This is a genomic window from Gordonia rhizosphera NBRC 16068, assembly GCF_000298195.1.
GTDB lineage: Bacteria > Actinomycetota > Actinomycetes > Mycobacteriales > Mycobacteriaceae > Gordonia > Gordonia rhizosphera.
Window position 1 is genome coordinate 1 of sequence record NZ_BAHC01000203.1, and the last position, 21,368, is coordinate 21,368.

13 protein-coding genes and 2 pseudogenes are annotated in these 21,368 nt (G+C 63.0%); 4 read left to right on the forward strand and 11 right to left on the reverse strand.

Translation table 11 applies throughout. The features are described from left to right. The 9 genes and pseudogenes from GORHZ_RS31090 to GORHZ_RS24615 form a co-directional block, all read right to left on the reverse strand. A pseudogene (locus tag GORHZ_RS31090) lies at nucleotides 1-462 on the reverse strand (hypothetical protein); the annotation flags it as partial. A 99-nt stretch (nucleotides 463-561) separates the two neighbouring features. Further along, nucleotides 562-1,062: a hypothetical protein gene (locus GORHZ_RS31095; protein ID WP_006337909.1), complete on the reverse strand. Its 501-nt coding sequence runs from the start codon at nucleotides 1,060-1,062 to the stop codon at nucleotides 562-564. Between the two features lie 83 nt (nucleotides 1,063-1,145). Next, the gene (locus GORHZ_RS24585; RefSeq protein WP_006337911.1) at nucleotides 1,146-1,580 is read right to left on the reverse strand and encodes a DUF6788 family protein; all 435 of its coding nucleotides are present in this window, start codon (nucleotides 1,578-1,580) and stop codon (nucleotides 1,146-1,148) included. 175 nt (nucleotides 1,581-1,755) lie between these two features. Beyond that, nucleotides 1,756-2,424, reverse strand: coding sequence for a TetR/AcrR family transcriptional regulator (locus GORHZ_RS24590; protein WP_006337913.1), 669 nt, complete (start codon nucleotides 2,422-2,424; stop codon nucleotides 1,756-1,758). A 13-nt stretch (nucleotides 2,425-2,437) separates the two neighbouring features. Further along, nucleotides 2,438-3,583 (reverse strand): acyl-CoA dehydrogenase family protein, encoded by a 1,146-nt coding sequence (locus tag GORHZ_RS24595; protein ID WP_006337915.1) that lies wholly within the window; start codon nucleotides 3,581-3,583, stop codon nucleotides 2,438-2,440. A gap of 209 nt (nucleotides 3,584-3,792) precedes the next feature. Next, nucleotides 3,793-5,001, reverse strand: coding sequence for an acyl-CoA dehydrogenase family protein (locus GORHZ_RS24600; protein WP_006337916.1), 1,209 nt, complete (start codon nucleotides 4,999-5,001; stop codon nucleotides 3,793-3,795). An 8-nt stretch (nucleotides 5,002-5,009) separates the two neighbouring features. Beyond that, the gene (locus GORHZ_RS24605) at nucleotides 5,010-6,698 is read right to left on the reverse strand and encodes a class I adenylate-forming enzyme family protein (RefSeq protein ID WP_006337917.1); all 1,689 of its coding nucleotides are present in this window, start codon (nucleotides 6,696-6,698) and stop codon (nucleotides 5,010-5,012) included. 28 nt (nucleotides 6,699-6,726) lie between these two features. Continuing rightward, entirely contained in the window at nucleotides 6,727-7,476 is a 750-nt protein-coding gene (locus GORHZ_RS24610) for an SDR family NAD(P)-dependent oxidoreductase (protein ID WP_006337923.1), read from the reverse strand. A gap of 41 nt (nucleotides 7,477-7,517) precedes the next feature. Beyond that, nucleotides 7,518-8,309: an enoyl-CoA hydratase-related protein gene (locus GORHZ_RS24615; protein WP_006337924.1), complete on the reverse strand. Its 792-nt coding sequence runs from the start codon at nucleotides 8,307-8,309 to the stop codon at nucleotides 7,518-7,520. A 631-nt stretch (nucleotides 8,310-8,940) separates the two neighbouring features. Here GORHZ_RS24615 and GORHZ_RS30380 point away from each other — a divergent pair. Beyond that, complete coding sequence (locus tag GORHZ_RS30380) at nucleotides 8,941-11,919, forward strand: DUF4365 domain-containing protein (protein ID WP_169330695.1); 2,979 nt, start codon at nucleotides 8,941-8,943, stop codon at nucleotides 11,917-11,919. Nucleotides 11,920-12,246: 327 nt separating this feature from the next. On the opposite strand, the gene GORHZ_RS24635 is transcribed toward GORHZ_RS30380, so the two are convergent. Then, entirely contained in the window at nucleotides 12,247-12,903 is a 657-nt protein-coding gene (locus tag GORHZ_RS24635; protein ID WP_157205351.1) for a hypothetical protein, read from the reverse strand. A gap of 181 nt (nucleotides 12,904-13,084) precedes the next feature. Between GORHZ_RS24635 and GORHZ_RS24640 the strand changes: the two genes are divergently transcribed. Continuing rightward, nucleotides 13,085-17,200 (forward strand): NACHT domain-containing protein, encoded by a 4,116-nt coding sequence (locus GORHZ_RS24640; protein WP_006337929.1) that lies wholly within the window; start codon nucleotides 13,085-13,087, stop codon nucleotides 17,198-17,200. 561 nt (nucleotides 17,201-17,761) lie between these two features. Here GORHZ_RS24640 and GORHZ_RS30385 read toward each other — a convergent pair. After that, nucleotides 17,762-18,349, reverse strand: a pseudogene (locus GORHZ_RS30385) (type 1 glutamine amidotransferase domain-containing protein). Nucleotides 18,350-18,628: 279 nt separating this feature from the next. On the opposite strand from GORHZ_RS30385, the gene GORHZ_RS24655 reads away from it, so the two are divergent. Further along, nucleotides 18,629-19,387: an SDR family NAD(P)-dependent oxidoreductase gene (locus GORHZ_RS24655; RefSeq protein ID WP_006337932.1), complete on the forward strand. Its 759-nt coding sequence runs from the start codon at nucleotides 18,629-18,631 to the stop codon at nucleotides 19,385-19,387. A gap of 192 nt (nucleotides 19,388-19,579) precedes the next feature. Then, on the forward strand, nucleotides 19,580-21,232 hold the full coding sequence (locus tag GORHZ_RS24660) for a GMC family oxidoreductase (RefSeq protein WP_006337933.1): 1,653 nt from the start codon (nucleotides 19,580-19,582) through the stop codon (nucleotides 21,230-21,232). Nucleotides 21,233-21,368 lie beyond the last annotated feature (136 nt).

The window sequence follows — 21,368 nt, forward strand, 5'->3', positions numbered from 1 at the left end:
GCCGAGGTCGCGGAAGTAGCCGTAGCGCATGCGGTGGGCGTTGGTGGTGAAGTAGCCCAACGCTTTTGCGGTGCTGGCGGCGAGGAGTGGATCGAGTGCGGGCAGCAGGGTTTCGGTCGTGGTGACCAGGTGTTCGATGTCGCCGGTGTCGAGGTCGGCCAGGCGGGCCTGGAGCCACTGATCGTGGTCGGGGCCGAGGGTGTCGGTGAGCAGATCGGCGAGGGCGTGGAGGTGTTCGCGGGCGTGGTAGAGGTCGACGATGGGGCGTGGCGTGCGGCCACCTGGCGGTGGCGAGGTTCCAGATCCAGGCGGCGCCGTCGCCGAGAACGACGAGTTGGCGGATCTGCTCGGCGCCGCGGCGGGTGGCTTCGGCGGCGGCCAGGGGTGCGAAGTCGCCGACGGTGGCGAAGCTGGCGACGTAGCTGGTGGAGTCGGGGTCACGAATCGGTCGGCCGTCGTCATCGACAGCGGTTTGGGTGAACACGGCGGCCAGTTTCACCTCGCGGGTGTGGGCGCGGCCGTCGGGTCCCTTACCGGCGCGTCCGGCGACGGCGGCAGCGGTCATGGGGACGCCGGTGCCGTCGATGGCGATGTAGAGTTTGTCGGGCAACGGCTGTTCGGCGGGTGGGAGGACGGTGACCTCGCCGCGGTAGATGGCGGCCGATTCGCGGGTTTGGCGGTCGGCGGCAGCGGCCCCGTCGGTTTCGGCGGAACGTTCGATACGTTTGGTGCCCAGCCTGATTCCAGCTCGGCCAGCAGGGTGGAGGCGGCGGCGAACGGGGCGGCTGCGGCGGCGACCGCGGTGATCTTGCGGAGCCCGGGTGACAGGGAGGCGTCGGCGACGCCGAGTTCGTCATCACGCGGGAGCACGCCGTGGCCGCAGTCGGCGCAGTGGTAGTAGCCGCGACGCACGGTGATCGCGCCGAGCACGGTGGTGATCGTCTTGTCCCGGTAGCCGACGAACCGTGCGCTGTGCCCGTCACCGCAGTCCACGCGAGGGCCGCGGTAGCCGCCGTCGGCACCCAACAACTGCTCGAGCAGACTGGCTCCGATCTGGGTCATCGCGGCCCGGATCGCGGTCTCGACCGCAGCCAGGTCTGCATCGGTGCGGCCCAGCCCAGTGGTGGCCAGACTGGCGAGGCGGTCTATTTCGGCGGCGATCTGCGTCGTGATCTGGTCGGCGATCTCGATGGCGGGCCCCCTTTTTCGGCCTGTGTCGAGGCCGGCGCGACAGGGACCTCGCCACCGGGCGGGCGGGCCTCGCAGATCGCTTCGTTGACCGCCACGATCTGTTCGGACACATCAGCGAACCGCTGGTAGTTGGCGATCTCGGCGCGCACCTTGTCCACCTCCTCCGGCGCCAGTTGCCGGCCCTTGGTGCGCCGCCCGGACACCGTGCGCGTCCACAGATAGCGGGGCCCGTGACCGGGATGATCCGGCCGCGCGCACACACAATTCGGTTTGCCGCAGCGGCGATAGTTCTCGCTGACCGATCCCCGCCGGAAATCGCCGGTCGCCGCCAACTCGGCAAACAACTGTGCTCGCGCTGCTTCCAACTCCTCCAACGACCGATCAGCCACCACCCACTCCAATCTGGTTGTCTAATACACAACCAGACTATCGGCCCACCAGCAACAACAGAGGTCACCTACTTACGTGTCGCACACTCATTGGGGTATTGGGGTATCGGAGACACAAGAAGGCAACCCGCGGCCACGCCTGCATCTCGGGGAACGGCGGTAGAGCGAGAGGCGATCAGATCTGCGCCAGGTATTTGTCGAGCTTCTCCGGGATGACCAGCGTGGGGAGCGCGAACCGCAGCTGCGCGGAGATGTAGTGGTCCAGCGCGTACTCGGGTGCGAAGTGCCAGTGTTTGAGTGCCCAGCCGTGGGCGAGCATCATCAGGTCGAACACCACTAGGTCGACGTCGACGTCGTTCATCAGCCCGGCCTCGATGCCGGCGGTGATGGCGTCGCGCATCGGGGCGGCGGTCTCAACCTCGAGCTCCTTGATCTTCTCGCGGCCTTCGGCATCGAGGGTGCGGCTCTCCCGATAGGTCAGCACCACGGCGTCACGGTTCTCCTCGACGATGCTCGTGTACTGCCGGAATCCGGCGATGAGCTGAAGCACCGGGTCGTCGCCGGCCAGATCCATCGCCGGCTGGAGCTGGTCGCGGAAGGCTTCGAGGATGTCGACGATGGCGGCGAGCAGGATGTCCTCTTTGCTGCCGAAGTATTTGTAGAACAGCCCGACACTGACCTGTGCCTCGTCGGCGAGGGCCTGCATCGACATCTGGTGGAAGCCGGTGCGGCCCATCACCGCGACCGCGGCATCGAGCAGCTGACGCCGCCGCGACGATGTCCGGGCGGCACGGACCGCCTCGGCCACGTCCACCGATGTCGTGGTGGCTGAACTCCTCGTCACGGCCCCAATCCTCTCAGATGCCCAGATCCTTGGCGATGATCGTCTTCATGATCTCGGTGGTGCCGCCGTAGATGGTCTGGATGCGTGCGTCGATGAAGGCGCGAGAAACCGGGTATTCGCGCATGTAGCCGTAGCCGCCGTGCAGCTGCAGGCAGCGGTCGGCGGTGCGCACCTGCAGTTCGGTCGCCCACCACTTCAGTTTCGCCGCGCGGGCCGCGGTGAGGTTGCCCGCGACGTGCTCGGCGATGCAGTCGTCGAGATAGGTGCGCGCGATGTCGAGTTCGGTGGCGAGTTCGGCCAGCACGAACTGGGTGTTCTGAAACGACGAGATGGGTGAGCCGAACGCGGTGCGCTCCTTCACGTACTCGAGGGTGCGGGCGAACGTTCCTTCGGCCGCGGCCACCGCGCCGATCGCCAGCGACAGCCGCTCTTGCGGCAGGTTGTGCACCAGTTGGTAGAAGCCCTGACCTTCCTCGCCGAGCCGGTTGGCGACGGGGACGCGCATGTCGGTGAACGAGAGTTCGCTGGTGTCCTGGGCGTGCAGCCCGATCTTGTCGAGCTTGCGGCCGCGTTCGAAGCCGGGAGTGTCGGCCTCGACGACGAACAGTGTCAGTCCCTTGTGCTTGTCGGGGCTCGTGCGGGTGGCGACGACGAACAGGTCACCGTTGCGGCCGTTGGAGATGAAGGTCTTCGACCCGTTGACGACGTAGTGGTCGCCGTCGCGGACCGCGGTGGTCCGGATGCCGGTCAGGTCGCTGCCCGCGCCCGGCTCTGTCATCGCGATACCGAGCACGGTCTCACCGGAGACCACGCCGGGCAGCCATCGCGCCTTCTGCTCGTCGTCGGTCATCTCGACCAGGTAGGGCAGCACGACGTCGTTCTGCAACGAGAACGCGATGGCCTCGGCCGCCGCGCCGATCCTGGCGGTCTCCTCGATGACGATCGCGTTGTAGCGGAAGTCGTCGACGCCCGGGCCGCCGAACGCCTCGGGGACCGGGAACCCGAGCAGTCCGTTCTTGCCCGCCTCGGTGAACAAGGTTCGGTCCCACTGGCCGGCCTTCTCCCAGCTCTCGTGGGTCGGGGTGATCTGCTCGGCGACGAACTTCGCGACGGTCTCGCGGAAGTGCTTGTGCTCGATGTCGTGGGTCAGAGGAGTCATGTTGCGTCCCTTGTGGAGTGGTTGTTGCGAAGATGGTTTCGATACGCGTCGGGCTCGCTGCGCTCGCTCGTCGCTACTCAACCAGCGGTTGGGTGGGCCTCCCGCCGGTCGAGTGCCGACGAGCGTAGCGAGACGGCCCTCCCGCTGGTCGAGTAGCCTCCGAGCCGCCAGGCGAGGCGGCGTATCGAGACCACTCTCGCCAAAAGCTCTCAGCGGAAGGCGCTCTCACCGGTGAAGGCCTGTCCGAGCACGAGCTGGTGCATCTCCGGAGTCCCCTCGTAGGTCAGCACGGACTCGAGGTTCACCATGTGCCGGATCACCGGGAACTCCAACGAGATGCCGTTGCCGCCCAGAATGGTTCGCGCGGTGCGGCAGATCTTGATGGCCTCGCGCGTGTTGTTCAGCTTGCCGAAGCTGACCTGATCGGGGCGCAGGCCGACGGAGTCCTTCAACCGGCCGAGGTGCTGGGCCAGCAACTGCCCTTTCTGCAACTCGATGGCCATGTCGGCGATCTTGGCCTGGGTGAGCTGGAATCCACCGATGGGCTTGCCGAACTGGGTGCGCTGCTTGGCGTAGTCGACTGCCGCCTCCCACGCCGAGCGTGCGGCTCCCATCGAACCCCAGATGATCCCGTAGCGTGCCTCGGTGAGGCTCGAGAGCGGTGCCTTGATCCCGTTGCCCTTGTGTAGGTCGTCGTTGCCGGGCATCAGTGCGTCCGCCGGCAGCCGGACACTGTCCAAGACAATTTCACCGGTCGTGGAGGCGCGCAGTGAGAGCTTGTGTTTGATCTCCGGGGTGCTGACGCCGGGGGTGTCGGTGGGCACGATGAACCCGCGGACACCGTTGTCGGTCTTGGCCCAGACGACAGCGACGTCGGCGATCGGGGAGTTGGTGATCCACATCTTGCGGCCGTCGAGAATCCAGTCGTCGCCGTCACGGCGTGCGCGGGTCTTCATCGAGGCCGGATCGCTCCCGGCGTCGGGTTCGGTCAGTCCGAAGCAGCCGATGGTGGTTCCCTCGGCCATCGACGGCAGCCAACGTTGCTTCTGCTCCTCGGAGCCGTTGTTGTAGATGGAGTACATTGCCAGCGATCCCTGGACCGACACCATGGACCGGATGCCGGAGTCGCAGGCTTCCAGCTCGAGGCTGGCCAGGCCGTAGTGGACGGAACTCGCTCCACCACAACCGTATCCGTCCAGGTGCATGCCGAGTACCCCGAGCTGACCGAATTGTTTCATCAGGTCGCGGGCGATGGGGATGCCACCGCTTTCGAACCATTCGCCGATGGAGGGGGTGACGTGCTCGGCGAGGAAGCCGCGCACCGAGTCCCGCACGGCGAGTTCGTCGTCGGAATAGTCGAGGTCGAGGTTGAGGGGGTCGAGGGCGGAGAACTTCGGGGTGCTGGTCGAGGTGCTCATCGGGATTCCTATCTCGAAGCGGTGGATGTGGTCTGGGGAGTTTTGAACTCGCCGGCCGCCATGTCGGTGGCGGCGGATTCGGTTGCCCTGTAGTGCAGCTTCTTTCCGGTCGCCGACACTGGAAGCGAGTCGACGAATCGGTAGGCGCGGGGGCGTTTGAATGTCGACAGCATCGGATGCCGACGGCAGTAGTCGTCGAGCTGTTCGGCGGTTGGGGCGGCGCCCTCGGCCGGCAGGATATAGGCGACCACCAGCTGCCCCCAACGGTCGTCCGGAACCCCGACGACCAGCGAGTCCGCGACGTCGGGATGACCGTTGAGCGCCTCCTCGACCTGCACTGGGTGCACGTTCTCGCCACCCGAGATCAGCATGTCGTCCTTGCGGCCGACGATGGTGACGAACTCCTCGGCATCCCAGGTGGCCAGGTCACCGATATGCAGCCAGCTGCCGCGGTACTTCGCCTTCTCCTGATGGGGTGAGTCGTAGTAGGCGGCCGCGCATTTCGGCGACCGGATGATGACCTCGCCGACCTCGGTGCCGTCGCGGGCGACCGTCTCGTCGGGGCTCGCGAGGTGACCGTCGTCGTGGACCTTGACCACACGGACGTCGTCGTCGATGCAGGCGCGCCCGGCGGTGCCGGCCCGAGCCGGCAGATCGCTGGGCCGCAGGAAGGTGTTCCAGAAGCCCTCGGTACTGCCGTAGCCGTTGAAGATCCGCGGGGTCAGGATCTGCTGATAGCGCAGCGCCGCTTCGCGTTCCAGAGGCGCACCCATCGTTACGATGCCATTGAGGCTGGACAGGTCCCGCGGGTTCCGCTCCTGGGCGTTGGCGAGCATCGCCAGGTTGGTGGGGGCGCCGATCAGGAAGGTCAGACGGTACTTCTCCACCCAGTCGAGCGTCTGTTCCGGATCGAAGGTCCGCATCGGCACCAGCGAGGATCCCAGATAGAACGTCGGATTCGGTCCCGCGCAGTACAGTCCGCCGCGATGAAACCACGGGGTCATGTTCAGTGTGCGGTCCTCCGGCGACAGCGGGAAGTGCATGATGACGTCGTGCGCCGAGAAGATTTCGATCGCGCTGTTCATCGGCACCGCCTTGGGCATCCCGGTGGTACCCGAGGTGTAGAGACGGGTCGTCTCGTCGAAGACGCCGCGAGTCACCACCGGAGGGTTCGGCTCGGCCTGGGCAAGGGTGGTGAAGCGCAGTGATGTCGGCGCGTCGATGAGGTCGCCGTCGCCGACGCCGATCAGCACATCGGGTGTGTGATCGGCGAGTTCGATGGCTCGCGTGACCATCTCGGCGAGATCGGTCTCGTAGACGTAGACCTTGGGCCGGCTGACGTCGAGGATCACCGCGGTCTCGCCGGCGGCGAGCCGGAAATTCACCGGGGAACCGACGGCGCCGGCCGCCTGGGTCGCGAGGTAGAGCTGGGCGAACTCGGGGCCGTTGAGCAGCTGGTAGGCGACGACGTCACCGGCCTGCACGCCCAGCGACGCGAGGGAGGTGGCGACCCGGTCCACCGCATCGCCGAGCTGGGCGTAGGTCCACTCGGTGTCGGTGATCGGTTCGATCATCGCGATCGCGTTGGCGTAGCGGTGGGTGTTGCGGCGGAAGCCGTTCAGGTAGGTGAATTCGCTCTCGAAGAAGGTCCGGTACTGGTGTGCGTCGTACACGTACTGAGATTCGGTGGTGCTCATGGCGGGATCTCCGATGATCTGTCGTGGCTCAGCCGGCCATGGTGAGTCCACCGCTGACGCTGATCACCTGTCCGGTGATGAACGACGCGGCGGGGGAGGCGAAGAACAGAACGGGCGCTGCGACCTCGTCGGGCCGGGCCAGACGACGGAACGGGATCGCCTTGACCAGAGCTTCCTTCAGCTTCTCCGCCTGGGCCTGGAACAACGGGGTGTCGGTGGGCCCGGGACAGACCGCGTTGACCGTGATCTGGAAGCGGGCCATCTCGCGGGCGAGCGACTTGGAGAGTGCGATGACGCCGCCCTTGGCACCCGCATAGATCGACTCACCGGAACTCCCGACCCGGCCGGCATCCGAGGCGAGATTGACGATGCGGCCGCCCTGCCAGTCGTCGCTCTTCGACGCCTCGACCATCCCGGGCAGGAACGCGCTGCACATGTGCACCGGGCCGAGGTAGTTGATGGCCACGACCTTCTCCGCGAATTCGGTTGTCGCGTTGAGGAACTGATCGGTCCGGTCCCAACCTGCCGCGTTCACCAGAATGTTGGGGACACCCACTTCGGCATTGACGGCGTCGCGCAGGGCATCGACGGTGGCACGATCGGCGACGTCGACGCTCATCGGGACGATGTTCGAGTTGATCTCGGCCGTCTGCTTGGCCGCATCGAGGTTGAGGTCGGCGGCGATCACGATGGTGCCCTGCTCGGCGAAGGCGAGTGTGATGGCCTTGCCGATGCCCGATCCGGCTCCGGTGACGACGGCGATGTTCTTGCTGCTCATGGTGTTGGGGTTCCTGTTCGTTGCGTCTCGGGTCGGGCGGCTCAGGCGCCGACGTACTTGTTGAACTCGGGCTGGCGCTTCTCGGCGAACGCTGTCGCACCCTCGAGACCCTCGGGGGAGTGGGTGAACAGGTCGAGGGCGCTCATCGCCATGTTCGACAGCCCGGCCTGGTGGTCGGTGTCGGCGTTGAAGCTCTGCTTGAGGAACTTGATCGTGGTGGGGGACTTCTCGGCGATCTCGGCGGCGATCTTCTTGGCCTCGTCGAGGAGGTCGGCGGCGGGGACGACCCAGTTGACAAGGCCCCAGCGCTCCGCGGTCTCGGCGTCGTACTGGCGGCATAGGTACCAGATCTCGCGGGCGCGCTTCTCGCCGACGACGCGGGCGAGGAAGGCCGAGCCGAAGCCGGCGTCGAAGGAACCGACCTTGGGGCCGGACTGCCCGAAGCGCGCAGTGTCCGCCGCAATGGTCAGGTCGCACAGCACGTGCAGCACGTGTCCGCCACCGATCGCGAGACCGTTGACCGCGGCGATGACCGGCTTGGGGATGTCGCGAATGGTCTTGTGCAGGTTGCCGATCTCGAACATGCCGCTGTCAGATGGGCCGTAGTCGCCGGTCTCGGCGCGCTGCTTGACGTCACCGCCGGTGCAGAAGGCCTTGTCGCCGGCGCCGGTCAGGATGACGGCCTGCACGTCTCGATCGGCCCACGCGCGGCGGAAGGCGTTGATCATCTCCTCGACGGTCTTGGCGCGGAAGGCGTTGTACCGCTGCGGCCGGTTCATCGTGATGATCGCGGTCGGTCCCTCGACGGTGTAGTCGATGTCCTCGTAGTTCATGTGCCCAGCTCCTTCGATACTCCGTGCGGTAGGTGACCGCCCTTTCATGATGAATGAATATACATTCACTACGCGGACGTGTCAAGGGTCACAGGTTGATGCATGTGTGCGTTCGGCGTCGTGCGCCCCTGTCGCGCAGGCGGTGGTGGTGAGGTTGAGTTGTGTGAGATCCGAGTCTAAACCCGATTTGTCCGAGTCTATTTCGACCGATCTCAGATAATAGAAGTGCAAATCAGATGTGAGCATGGGCGTCGCCGTAGAGCCGAGTGGTCGGCGCGGGTGGCTGAAGTGGCCAACCTGTGCGCCGCGCGGCCAGCATTGGTCTCAGGCCCAGTAGCGGGGTGTCTGTGAATGTGATGGTGGATGCCAAAAATGTTGATGTACGGCGAAGTTCCTCTGTGGAGTTTTGATTCGTCGGCGGGAAGTTTTCGACGGATGAAACAAGAACTCAACGGACGAATGGTGGTCATGAAAAGGAAAGTTGACCTCTGGGTCTTCCGTGGTGTATTCGCCTGCGACGCCACTATCGGTCGCTCTCCGACGCCTCACCACCGCCCCCTGGAGAGCTGGCAACGGCGGCGATAAACGCCGGCGGAAACCCGACTCAGCCCGTAGGCGGCAAGATGTAGGGGTGCGCGCATCACAGTCGAATCTGGTCGGATCCATCGGGCAGGACATTGTCAGTTCCCAGTTCAAGGGCTTGGGATGGGGTGTCGCACCGAATCCTGTCGAACACGACCTCGGAACCGATCTGTGGTTGATGGCTCGAGACAGTCGCTTGTTCGATCTCGGGGCACTCGTGGGCGCGCAGGTCAAGAGCGGTCCGACCTTCTTTGTCGCTCCGAAATACGACTCCGCAGGTAGTGTCGGCGGCTGGTGGTATCGCGAGAACGACACGGACCATTTCGAGTACTGGGTCAGTCATCGCGTCCCTCACCTTCTCGTGTTGCACGATGAGGACACTGGAGTGTCCTATTGGGTGCACGTCACGAACGACGCTGTACAGTCCACAGGTCGAGGTGCAAAAATCCTGGTTCCACAAGCGAATACCGTGGACCTGACACATCTTTCGGATCTTCTTCGGATCGCTCTCACCGATCATGGCATGCCTTACTGGCAGGGAGTCTCGCGGAACAGTACCCAGATTCTGGCCACGGACCGGCTACGCCACGCTCTGATAGCGCCCCGGCTGCTTACTCGGCCAATCGGGCAAGGGAACACGGGCGATTACACGCCGGATGAAGCGATCGCTCGATTGCTGCGAATGCGGATCGATGCAACTGACGTTGAAAGTGCTGGTTTCGCCCGCCTACCCGCGGGTCTGCGGCCAAAACGGTCCGCGAAGCTACCGACCATCGAGCAGGCTCGCGCATCGACGGCATGGCAGTGGCGCTTCTTCGCTGCGTTATACGACGTCATTGTCGATGATGCCGCGCCCGATGTGCTGGAACCACTTGTGCGCGCCGCGACGGCGCGCCCCTTCGAACGGGCTGCTGCCACGGCGGTGTTGGGCGCACTTGCCGTCGAGCGCGGCGATCCCTGGCGCGGGTGCGTAATTCTTGAGCAGACTCTCGAACAAGATACGTGCGGGCCGGTCGATCATGCCTGGCTTCAGACCCAATTAGCTTGTGCTCGAGCTGAAATTGGGCAGGTGGATGTCGCAAATACTCTCGCGCTCGAAGCAATTGATCTCCGCTTGACATCGGCCACAGACGTTACTGCGATGGCGATCGTGGGCGCGGCATCGGATCTGATCTACAGGAGTGGCTGGCATCCAAGCGGAGCTGAAACTGACACGGTGTTCAGTCACGATACGCTTGCTTCATGGTGGCGGACACAGGAGGTGGCTGCCGGCCTGCAGAACGCGGCCGATGATACCTTCGAACGATGGGCCAGATCTGACGCATCGCCGAGGCGACGGAATCATGAGGCGCTCAAGAACTTGCGATCAGCGACCTTGATTGCGGGTATGGGTGCTGACCGGCGGGGGTGGAGATCATCGATGATCCAGTTGGCGCAAGCCGTGTTGACGTTGTCAGATAGCGAAAACCGAGTCGAACTTGGTCTTCGCCTGCTGCGGAACGCGGGAGCCCGCTCGCACATCGAGCAGGCTGTCGAGAAACAACTCGAGGCGGGCTCTCCAGAGTCTGTCAGGGACGCGATCAGCGAAGTTGACCTGAATAGGTCGACCCGAACCTCGTTACACGCCGACCTGCAGCTTCTCAAGGCCGGAGCGGACGTGATTTCCGACGACGCCGCTGAAATCCACGTGTGTTGGTTGATTCAAGCACTCGAATCGTCAGACTCCGAGGCGCCGATCGCGAGTTCGTACAACCTGGAGATGGCTGCGATTGAGACGCTGGGGGCACTGCTACCGGCTCTCAACAATGCGTGCATGCGCCGCGTTGTAGACCACGTCGTAACACTCGAGCCATTCTGCGACGACATGCCCAGGAGCCACGACTACGCAAATCTAATTACTTCGATTCCGCCCCAGTCTTTCACAGAGGACGATCTCACCCGCATCGAGGCTCGAAGCGACACTCTTCCTGAGATTTCCGACGCGTTCGAGGCTGTTCTGTCCGCCCGCAATCCAGAGCGACGCTCAGAGCTTGAACAACGAATAGCGGGAGGTGATGTCTCGGCGCTCTCCGCGTACGGCGACGTCCGAGACCTTCGACATGAGATCGCCGTCCAACTTGTTGCCGCACTCCACGGCAGACTGGAAAAGAAGATTGAGGGGTTTAAGGAGGGTTCCTCGACAACAGGTTTCAGTAATCCTGCGGCAGACCTGGTGATGATTAATGCATGGCATCCCGCCGCATCTGACTGGAACATAGTCGTCGACTACCTACGCGCAAACACCATCTACACCAACGAACTTCGACAGCCGTTGGAGTACATCAGGCAGATGGCTGAGCGCATTCCGGGGCCAGTTGTCGACAAATTGGTCCCGGTGCTGCAGCAACACGCACGCAGAGAGCACAACCGAATCTCAAAGCTGATGGAGCAGGGTTCAATCGCTGGAGTTGCGGTCTCCACGTTGGCTACTCTGAAACCGGAACTTGTCGTTGCAGAATCAACCTGGGGACTTCTCGAGGGAGGCAGAGACTCGCGTATCGCAGCCGCCACAGTGATGGCGGCGACCGGTGGTGACGGGGTGCTCGATTCGCTGGCCGTCATGGCGCACGATCCCGACCCGTGGGTGAGGGCGATTGTCGCCAATCGACTCACCAAGTGGATCATCGAATCAAATACCGAAAAACATGCGGCGGCGCTGTGTCTCGTTCAAAGGATTCTCAACGGACCGGGCACGTTAACTGCTCGCTTGGTATCTGTATGGATCCGAGATTCGCCAGTGGACGAAACCGCGACAGCGTTGGCGGAGGCGATGCGCGACCACATTTCGGCTGGCGTCCGGCGCAATGTCGAAGACTACCTCGCTCAAATGGCTCACAGTCCCGACTCAGCGGATGTCCACATCCTCCGTGAGTGCACAGTCGCGGAGCTCCGCGCGATCGCCAAGTCCGGGGGGATTCGCGGGTTCTCCCGGATGAAAAAGGCCAACCTGATTTCGGCAATAGAAGCTACACACGATGTTTCGCGATGAAACTCGTTCTCCGTGAAGAAGTTGGTGTTGTCCGCCGGCATCGAGGAGGGGACAACCCAATGTTGGTGGGGTATCGGGTAGCGAGGGAACCACTCTCTCGAGGGGCAGCGAGACACAGCCGGGATGAAGGTGAACTTGCGGTCAGATCTCGTCAGTGATGACTAATTCCCGTAGCCACCCCTGGGATGGTTCGTAACTCAGGAGGGTAGACTCGGCGGCGATTATGAGTACGTCGATCTCGCTCGGAAGTCTCAACGAACGAATTGGGACATCGTGCGGAAAGTCGTGATTGATGGAGCGCGAAAGGTGTGAGGCGGCAGGTTGGGTCTAAGTGGGCGGTAGGACCAGGACCCCGCATGCGCGGCGTCCTTCTGCGCTTTGTAGTGATTCGACCATTTTGCTGGAGCTGTGATCGAGCCACGTCTGTACGGGATCGGCAATCGCTTCGTCGATGTCTCCGGACCGCACACCGGAGATGGCCTGGCCCAAGACCACACTCGGGCCATAGCCGGGGATTTTTGAGCCCACTACGCAGTAGCCGCGCCCGATCACGGCGCTGAGCTCAAAAAGAAGCGGTATGGGGGCCCGTCGCCGGTCGTGGATCCGCAGGGCCTCGAATTCGGCCAGGAGTGGTGCGAGTCGGTTGATTGGGTCCTTGACACGTGGAGTCTGATCGTGCGCTGTATTCCACTCCCAGAGCACTTCTGGCATCACGTGCCAGGTCTTCGACAGCATGTTGACAGGTTGCACAACGGGTTGCTTGGCCATCGCGTCTGTGTACCTGGCCATGGTGGAACTGAGGAACTCTTTGACCTCGACCACCGATCGAGAAGACTCGTAGTCTGGTGTCGATGTGGTCGCGCCCCGCGCGCAGACGCGTGTCAGCGTCGAGTCATTCAAGACCTTGATCGCGGCGGCCTTTCCGACGAGTTCGCTGCGGGTTTCACGTAGGCACTCCGGGCACCCTTCGCACGTCACTGTCACGCTGAACAGCGTAGTGGTCTGCGTGGACCCAATGACGGCCTCGGTACGTGATGGCGGTCGATCCGGCATCCCGACCTTGTCCTCACCCGGTGGAACATCGAAGTCTCACTTGATGGCGCTGTGAGCAGTTGGATAGTGGGCGGTGATTGATCGAAGACGTGAAGTGAGGTATGCCCATGGGATGGATCGCTTTTGGATCTCGTCGACCGACGGCATGCAGGCCGTGACGAGTGATGGCTGGGCCGCCGCACCGTCGTTGTGGGGCGCTGACTCGGTTGCGACTCGCGGGCTTGCGGATAGGCGGTGTCTGATCCTGCTCGGTGAGCCGGGCATCGGAAAGACGACGGCAGTCGGCGACGGGAGCGTTTTGGCGCCGTTGTGTTGCGGCGTCGATTCGATTTTCAAGATCGATCTCGTGGGTAAGTCGCGCGAGTCCTCCGTCCACAGGGCGTTCAAGGGTGTCGTTGATCGAGCCGGTGATGGTGACGTGTGCTTGACCGTTGATGGATTCGATGAGGCGCAGCGGCAGATTCCCGGGCTGTTCTCGGTGATCCTCGACTACGTCGATGATATTGGGCCGGAGCGCCTGTGGCTTCGGGTCGTCAGTAGAGCAAGTGATTGGGAAGTCCGTTACACGAAGGATTTCGATGAGCGATTCTCGTCGTGTGAGTCGATGTTCTTGTTGCCCCTGACCCGTGCGAACGTGAGTAATTTCGCCGAAGGCAGGGGCGTTGATCCGGAGCGCTTCTTGCGCGATGTCGAGCGCAAGGGGGTCGAGGCAATCGCCGCCCGCCCACTGACTTTGGACTTGCTCTTGCGTGTATACGAACGCGATGGTGCCCTACCGAATCGGTCAGCCGACCTCTACGAGAGAGGAATGTCCGCCCTGTGCGAAGAGCTTTCGGATGACCGGGGTCCTCGACAGCCTCGACTCGTGCCGGGGCGAGCAATGGAAATCGCTGCACGAACGGCTGCGGTCATGGCCTTCGGCGGGAAATCATCGATCTGGTTGGGACCCGAAGCGCAGGCTTCGCCCGAGGACGCCACAGTGTCGCAGTGTGTCGTCGATGGGTCCGAGTGGCCGACGTCCGTTACCCCTGCCGAGGTGGAAGAAGTCTGGCGCGGAGGGCTTTTCGGTGGAACCGACCGTCGGGTATGGGCGCACGCCACTTTTGGTGACTATCTTGCTGCACGATGGATCGCGACTCACGCGCTCTCTGAATCGCAAGTGCGCGCTCTCCTTGTCGCGGAACCGCCGCACTACCTCTACGCGCGGACCAGAGCGGTCGCCGCATGGCTCGTCGCTCTGTCCCCGCAGGACTACGGTTGGCTTGTGGACGTGGATCCCCCGGCGTTCACACTCGGGACAGACGTACCCACCGATGACCTCCGCGAGCGAGTTGTCCGTGCCCTTCTCCAAGGAGATATCGACCTCGACTATCGAGCACGGATGGATTACCGGACACTGAGTTATGCAGGGCTGGGTTACTTGCTGATCGATATAGTTCCGACCGCTGACGCAGCCACGCTCGATGTGGCCGCGGCTATCGCGATCCAATGCGAAACACGTGATATGGCTGAAGTATTCGGTCATATCGCACTCGATCCCGATAGGCCTGTCAGGGATCGGCTGGTGGCGGCGACAGCGTGCGAGGTGTTGTCGAGTGAGCACCCGACCAGCCAATTGGTGCCGCTGGCTACAGATTCCGAGGACACGCGAGGCGACCTCGACCTGCTGGGTCGTCTCGAACTCCAAGGAATCGGATTGCGGGCATCGGTCCCGCACGCAATGAGCATCGAGGACGTTCTCGCGGTGCTCACGCCGCACGAGGTGGCAAATGTTCACGGTCAGCACTGGCGCTTCGTCCGAGACTTCGCTGACGACCTTGATGACCGGGACGCCCCAGCCTTGGCGGCGTGGATCGTTGCGCACCCAGGCGTGATCCCTGACGAGCACTTTGAGGATCTCGTGCGGAAGGCGACCCAGATCCTGATCCGTGAGATTGACACATCCGTTGAGATCGCTGATGCCGCTGCGCAAATCGCGATCACTCGTGCATCGGATTACAGGCCCTTGTACGTCGACAGAGCATTGGGGGACACACCAACCCTGACAGAGTCCGACCGGCGTCGGCTTGCGCTGGCCGTCTTTGAACGTGCCACACCGGAACACACTGCCGCGATGGCGTACCGCTTCGTCAACGACAACGAAGGGCTCTTACCGCCGTCAAGCCTTGAGTGGTTGATCGAGCACTACGCTCGAGCGCGAGACGCTACACAAACGGAGAACATGAAGATCGTGCTGCAGCATCTCGTCTCGCCCGATTTCCCGGGCCATGCAGAGATGATTCTCACTCTGCCGGACAACCATCCGGCGGCCGACGCACTCGCGTTTTGTCGAGGTAGTTGTCGGCTCGATTCACCCGAAGCGGATCTGTATCGTCGCTATCGACTGAGGACGCAGGAAAACGAAGCGACGCTCGAACGCCGGAAACTTCAGATCAACATTGCCGACACGATCTCGCGTTTCGCGATCGCGGCTGTCGAGGGCGAATATGGCTGTGCTGCTGAAGCATTTCAGTTGTTGATGGTGGGCGAAGATCGACTCAGCGTCGACCACGATACCGCGGACGTGACGAAACGACCGGGGTGGGCCGATACTGATCCGGAAACACACCAGCGTCTGCTGGACGCGGCTGTGGCCTGGCTTGACGCCCATCACGACGGTGAAGACGCGGTGATGGGGGAGTACGTAGGATACTGGCCCGCGCTCGTCGGCTATCGAATGTTCATAGCTCTCGTGCATCAGCGACCAGAATCGTTGAAGGACTTTCCGGAGACGATATGGGGGCAGTGGGCGAAGGCGATTCTGACGTTTCCTGTGTCCGGCCGGGCGGACGACGCAGCGGACAAGTCGGCGCTGTTCGATGTGGTCCTGCCGCACGTGCGCACCCGATTTGAAGAACGGATGCTGCAGGTGATCGACGCCGCGGTCGAGACCAAGGAGCACATCGATGTCACTATCGAACTGAAGCTGCTCGACACTCCCGCGTTCGCTCAGACCCTCCTCGATCACTACGGAGTTCGGACGCCTCAGAGCCACGCTGAGTGGGAAGTGCTTCACTTCCTGACAGACAAACACATGCAGCTGGTTCGCCCGCTGCTGAGCGAGCAACTAGGCGACACCGACGACAGTGCGCGAGAAGCGTCGATTCGAGCCGGCATCGCCTTGTTTCTGGACCACCCGGAACACGTTTGGAAGGACATCTGGGCGCGAGCAGACGAAGACACTTCCTGGGCGCAAGACCTGTTCGGGCGGCTCGCCGAGACCTGCCGCTATCGGGCGCCAGCACTTACGGCCGAGCATCTAGCAGACCTCTATCTGTGGCTGCGCACCCACATCGCCGAACCCGATCCGACGGGACCCGGGATTGTCCACTTTCTCGATCGCCGCGACTTCGCCGAAGCATGGCGGAACACCATGGCGCAGTACCTCATGGAGTCCGCCACCGCGGCCGATATCGACGCACTGAACCGCATACACCAGGCCGATTCCGGATCTTCGGGCCTCGCCGCGGCGCTCACCGTGGCACGACGAAATCTCGCATCCAACCAGTGGATCCCACTCACGGTGGACGACCTCGACGCACTCGCCATTGACACGCGTCGGACACCAATACGCACCACCCAAGACCTGCGGACTGCCACCGTGGCGGCGCTGGACGAAATTCAAGCCGTGCTGCAAGGCGATACACCCGAAGCGCCACTCCTATGGGACACGCACTCGAAGCGCCCGAAATCAGAGGACGAGATCTCCGACTATCTGCGCAACAGGCTCCAAACAATCCTCGAAGGCGCGGTGGTGAACCGCGAGGTGCAAGTACGCAATCAGAAAGGGCAGGGGATGGGCGAGCGTACCGATCTCCGTCTCGAGGCCAAAGGACCAGACACGACTTTCCGGCCTGTGGTGCTGCCCGTAGAGGTCAAAGGCTGCTGGCATGATGACCTCGAAACTGCCTGGGAAGAACAACTTCTCAACCGATACATGAAAGACATCCACACGTCAGACGGCGTGTATCTAGTCGTATGGTTCGACAACGAGATCTGGGACAGCTCCGACAGGAGAAGAGCTAAGGCTGCGAAGTACTCCAGTATCGGCGTTCTTGAGCAGCGCCTCCAGCAACTCATCGCGGAACGGTCCTTGGCTGCGGTTAACGTGGACGTCGTCGTGCTCGATGCTTCCCGCGGTCGGCCAAAGCCTGATAATCGCGCTGCTGTAGCCGGACCATCAGCTTGAGTTCCAGCGGCATGCTCATGGCGTCGTCGGCAGGTCTCATTGTCGTGCGGTGTAGCGAAGAGCGATTTTGCGACATCTATAGCCGGATTTTCAGCGACAACTAGCTCCGGATTCGCGCTGTTTCCCCAGGAAGCTGCGACAGATTCGAACGGATCTAACATGCAGCAGCAGTTCGCAGCAGCAGCAACGACGACGTGATGAGAAGCAGGAAGTGGGGAACTGGGTTCTTGCCATCGTCTTGCCCCCGATGGGCATGAGGGACTCCTCGAGGGGATCGAGGACCTGCGCGATCGCCTTGCGGTCCACGACGTGCGCGACGAGCCGACGATGTCGTTCCACAAGCCCCTCGCCGAGATGGGCCTCCACGACTAGCCGAGGTATGACGGCAGATGTGCCGGGAACCAGCGGCTGATGTTTGGCGGGGTCGAGGATGCCTTCCCGAACGCGAGATCGGTTGTGGTACGTCATGATTGAAGAACGACATGACGAGAGTCCCCTAGGGGCGGTGGGGGCCGCACGGGGCACCGGAATGAGCGTCGGCGCCCCGTGCCCGAGATCGGACTACGCGGTTGCCGCGATGTCGGTGACGAGACGCTCGGCCAGCGGACGTGTGGATGTCGGGTTCTTCCGGTGTACAGATTCCCGTCGATGACGACATGTACGCCCCAGGCGTCATCGGCCTGTTCGTACTTGCCGCCGGCATCTCCGAGCCGGTTCTCGAGGAGCCATGGGGCGGTGTCTTCGAATCCCGGCTGGGTTTCCTCGACGTCGGATACCGGTCACGCGACGACCGGTGAACGCCCACTCGCCGGTCTCGTCAACCGCTGGGAGCAGCGCTGCAGGACCGTGACACACGACTGCGACGGTCTTGCCTGCGTCGTCGAAGGAAAGGAGAAGATCGCCAAATGCCTTGTCCATGGACAGGTGTTCCATCGGACCTTGACCGCCGGGGATGAAGATCAGGTCGTAGTCATCGATGGAGACGGTGTGCAGATCGAGGGGAGCGGCAAAAGCGATGTCGTAGACCGCTTTTCGGAACACCTCGTGGGGGACCACGAGTTCTTCCGGCCAGAATCCGGTGGTGTGATGGGCGCCGTCGGCGAGGGTTCAGTGATCCGAACCCGAGACTGCGATGAGTACGCGAATCATCGCTGGTTCCTCCCAGGTGCTTCCTTGATTGTCACGTACCTGACGGTAAGCATGGCGACGGCGGATGCCCAGATTTCGCAACAGCGTTCGGAAGAATCCGATACATCCCCGCTGATTTTCGACACCGTTCGCGATGATTCGGGTGGAGGATCAGGCGGGCGCTGAGGTCGACGGCCTCGCCCGGTTGAGCGTCGAAAGCCCGAAGAAGGGTCTGTACACCGCCAACCCAGTGTTGTATTGTCGACAAGAGAACAACGCACCTCTGACTTAGGAGTACTCATGGGCGACCTGCTCGCTGGCAAGACCGTCATCATCACCGGAGCGGGCGGTGGCATCGGCCTCGACACCGCGCTGCACCTGCACGACGAAGGGGCGCAGGTCGTTGCGACCGTGCACTCCGAGTCGGGACTGGGGAAACTGGAGATCGGCAGTGACCGGCTGATCGGCAAGGTCGTCGACGTCACCGATGAGGAGCAGGTCAAGGGCCTCATCGACTTCACGGTGGAGAAGTTCGGCAGGCTCGACGGCATCGTCAACAATGCGGGTGTACTCAAGCCGGGCACCATTCTCGATGCGTCGGTCGAGGACTACCAGAAGACCTTCGACGTGAACGTCAAGGGTGTGTTCCTGGGAACCAAGTATGCAATCCCGGAGATGCTCAAGGTCGGCGGCGGCTCGATCGTGAACTTCGGGTCGATCAACTCGATCGGCGCGGAGAAGATGCTGACCACCTACACCGCGAGCAAGGGTGCGGTGCTGACGCTGTCGAAGGCTGTCGCACTCGACTTCGGCGCGCAGGGCATTCGCGTGAACACGCTGTGCCCGGGATTTGTCGACACCCCGCTGAACGTGCCGCACTACACCGCCCTGGGTGGCCGCGAGGAGCTCGAGGCGGGGCTGCCTGACTTCCAGCCGATCGGCCGCGCCATCCTGCCGATCGAGATCGCGCACTCGGTGTCGTTCCTGCTGTCCGACCGGTCCACGGCCATCACCGGAACCGCGTTCGTCGTCGACGGCGGAGTGCTCGCCGGCGCGTGACATGAGCTTCGGGGGCGGCCGATGTCGTCGTGCGGCCGCCCCCGAACCCCCACCCCGGGACGAGCACCACGATCGCCGCGAGGTTACCGATCTTGCGTGTCGACGCCGACAGGCCGGGTCACACTAGGGTCGACGAAATCGTTCCGAGCCCGACAATAAACTCATACAGCCCACAGAGAAATGAGTAATCCCATGGCCGTAGATCATTCACGGGCCACCGCACCGGTCGAGGTCACCGACGACCCGGTCGATGTCGTGGTGGTCGGTGCCGGACCGTCCGGGTCGGTCGTCACGCACACGGCGGCGACCGCCGGACTGAGTGTCGTCTGTCTGGAGCAGGGGGATTGGGTCAACCCGAGTGACTTCCCGGCCAATCAGCCGGAGTGGGAGTTGCTGATTCAGCACGACTGGGCACATGACCCGAATGTACGGGCGTTGCCGTCGGATTATCCGGTCGATGTCACCGACTCGGACATGTGGCCGGTGATGTTCAACGCGGTGGGCGGCGGCTCGCTCTTCTACGGCGCCGAGTGGCCGCGACTGCTGCCCTCGGACTTCCGGGTCAAGACCCTCGACGGTGTCGCCGACGACTGGCCGATCTCCTACAACGACCTCAAGCCGTACCACGATGAGGTCGACGCGTTCATCGGTGTGTCGGGGCTCGACGGTGACACTGCCTACCCGGACGGACTGGAATATCCGCTGCCACCACAGCCGCTGGGCAAACCCGGGCTGAAAGCCGTCGAAGGAGCGAACAAGCTCGGCTGGCACTGGTGGCCCGGCACCAACGCGATCCCAAGTCAGAAGAACAAAACGCTGGAACAGTGTGGCCGGTGGGGAGTGTGCGAGTGGGGATGCCCGCAAGGTGCCAAGGCGTCGTTCGATCTCATTTATATGCCGCAGGCCCAACAGGTTGGCGCTCGCGTCGAAACCGGTGCTCGGGTGCGCAAAGTTGTCACCGACGACGCCGGAAACGCGACCGGTGTGGAATGGATCGACCGCAACGGTACCGTCCATTATCAGCCGGCAAGATCGGTTGTGTTGTGCGCCAATGGTATCGGCACGCCACGTCTGTTGTTGATGTCGGCCGACGACGCCCATCCCGACGGTCTGGCAAATAGCTCTGGCCTGGTCGGACGCAACCTCATGCTCCATCCCAACTGCACCGCGCTGGGCTATTACGAGGATGAGCTCGAAAGCTGGCGCGGGCCCGCGGGACAGCTGATCCATTCCATGGAGTTCTACGAGACCGACCCTTCACGTGACTTCGTGCGGGGAGCGAAGCTGCACGCACTTCCGACGCCGGGTCCATTGAACGTGATCGAGGCACACCGTACTGATCTCGACTTCGACGAGCTGTGGGGAGAGCCGATCCACGATGTCGCCCGCTCGGCATCGCGCGGTGTGTTGTGGGCGGCCAATACCGAGGATCTTCCCGAGGAGCACAATCGGGTGACGCTGTCTGCCGATCAAGTCGACTCCGACGGGCTGCCGGCACCCAAGGTCGAGTACACCGTCAGCGAAAACACGTGGAAAATCTTGCGTTTCACGGTCGACCGGATGGTCGAGGCACATCAGGCGGCCGGTGCCGCTCGCATCATCACCCAGGAGCTGTGGGTGGATCAGCCCGGCCACCTGCTGGGTACCGCCCGCATGGGTGACGACCCTGCCGCGTCGGTCGTCGACTCCTACGGTCGGGCCCACGATGTTGCCAACCTCTACCTTGCCGACGGCAGTATCTTCGTCACCTCGGGATCGGCCAACCCCACCTGCACGATCACCGCTCTCGCTCTTCGCGTCGGCAAACAACTTGTCGACGATCTCCAGGGGAAGGACCCGTCATGACCGCGACGTCGCTCAATCTTGCCGGTTCGCTCGACCGGCGACTGTCGGTGCCACCGCGCCACCCGGCTCCGCCGCGCGCCCTCAACGCCGACGAACTCGCGACCTTGTTGCGGATCGCCGACACACTGATCCCCGC

Excerpts from the sequence above, each read along its gene's own strand:
- GORHZ_RS31095 (WP_006337909.1), bottom strand. The coding sequence starts at position 1,062 with ATGACCCAGATCGGAGCCAGTCTGCTCGAGCAGTTGTTGGGTGCCGAC.
- GORHZ_RS24595 (WP_006337915.1), bottom strand. The coding sequence starts at position 3,583 with ATGACTCCTCTGACCCACGACATCGAGCACAAGCACTTCCGCGAGACC.
- GORHZ_RS24600 (WP_006337916.1), bottom strand. The coding sequence starts at position 5,001 with ATGAGCACCTCGACCAGCACCCCGAAGTTCTCCGCCCTCGACCCCCTC.
- GORHZ_RS24605 (WP_006337917.1), bottom strand. The coding sequence starts at position 6,698 with ATGAGCACCACCGAATCTCAGTACGTGTACGACGCACACCAGTACCGG.
- GORHZ_RS24610 (WP_006337923.1), bottom strand. The coding sequence starts at position 7,476 with ATGAGCAGCAAGAACATCGCCGTCGTCACCGGAGCCGGATCGGGCATC.
- GORHZ_RS24615 (WP_006337924.1), bottom strand. The coding sequence starts at position 8,309 with ATGAACTACGAGGACATCGACTACACCGTCGAGGGACCGACCGCGATC.
- GORHZ_RS24640 (WP_006337929.1), top strand. The coding sequence starts at position 13,085 with ATGGATCGCTTTTGGATCTCGTCGACCGACGGCATGCAGGCCGTGACG.
- GORHZ_RS24655 (WP_006337932.1), top strand. The coding sequence starts at position 18,629 with ATGGGCGACCTGCTCGCTGGCAAGACCGTCATCATCACCGGAGCGGGC.
- GORHZ_RS24660 (WP_006337933.1), top strand. The coding sequence starts at position 19,580 with ATGGCCGTAGATCATTCACGGGCCACCGCACCGGTCGAGGTCACCGAC.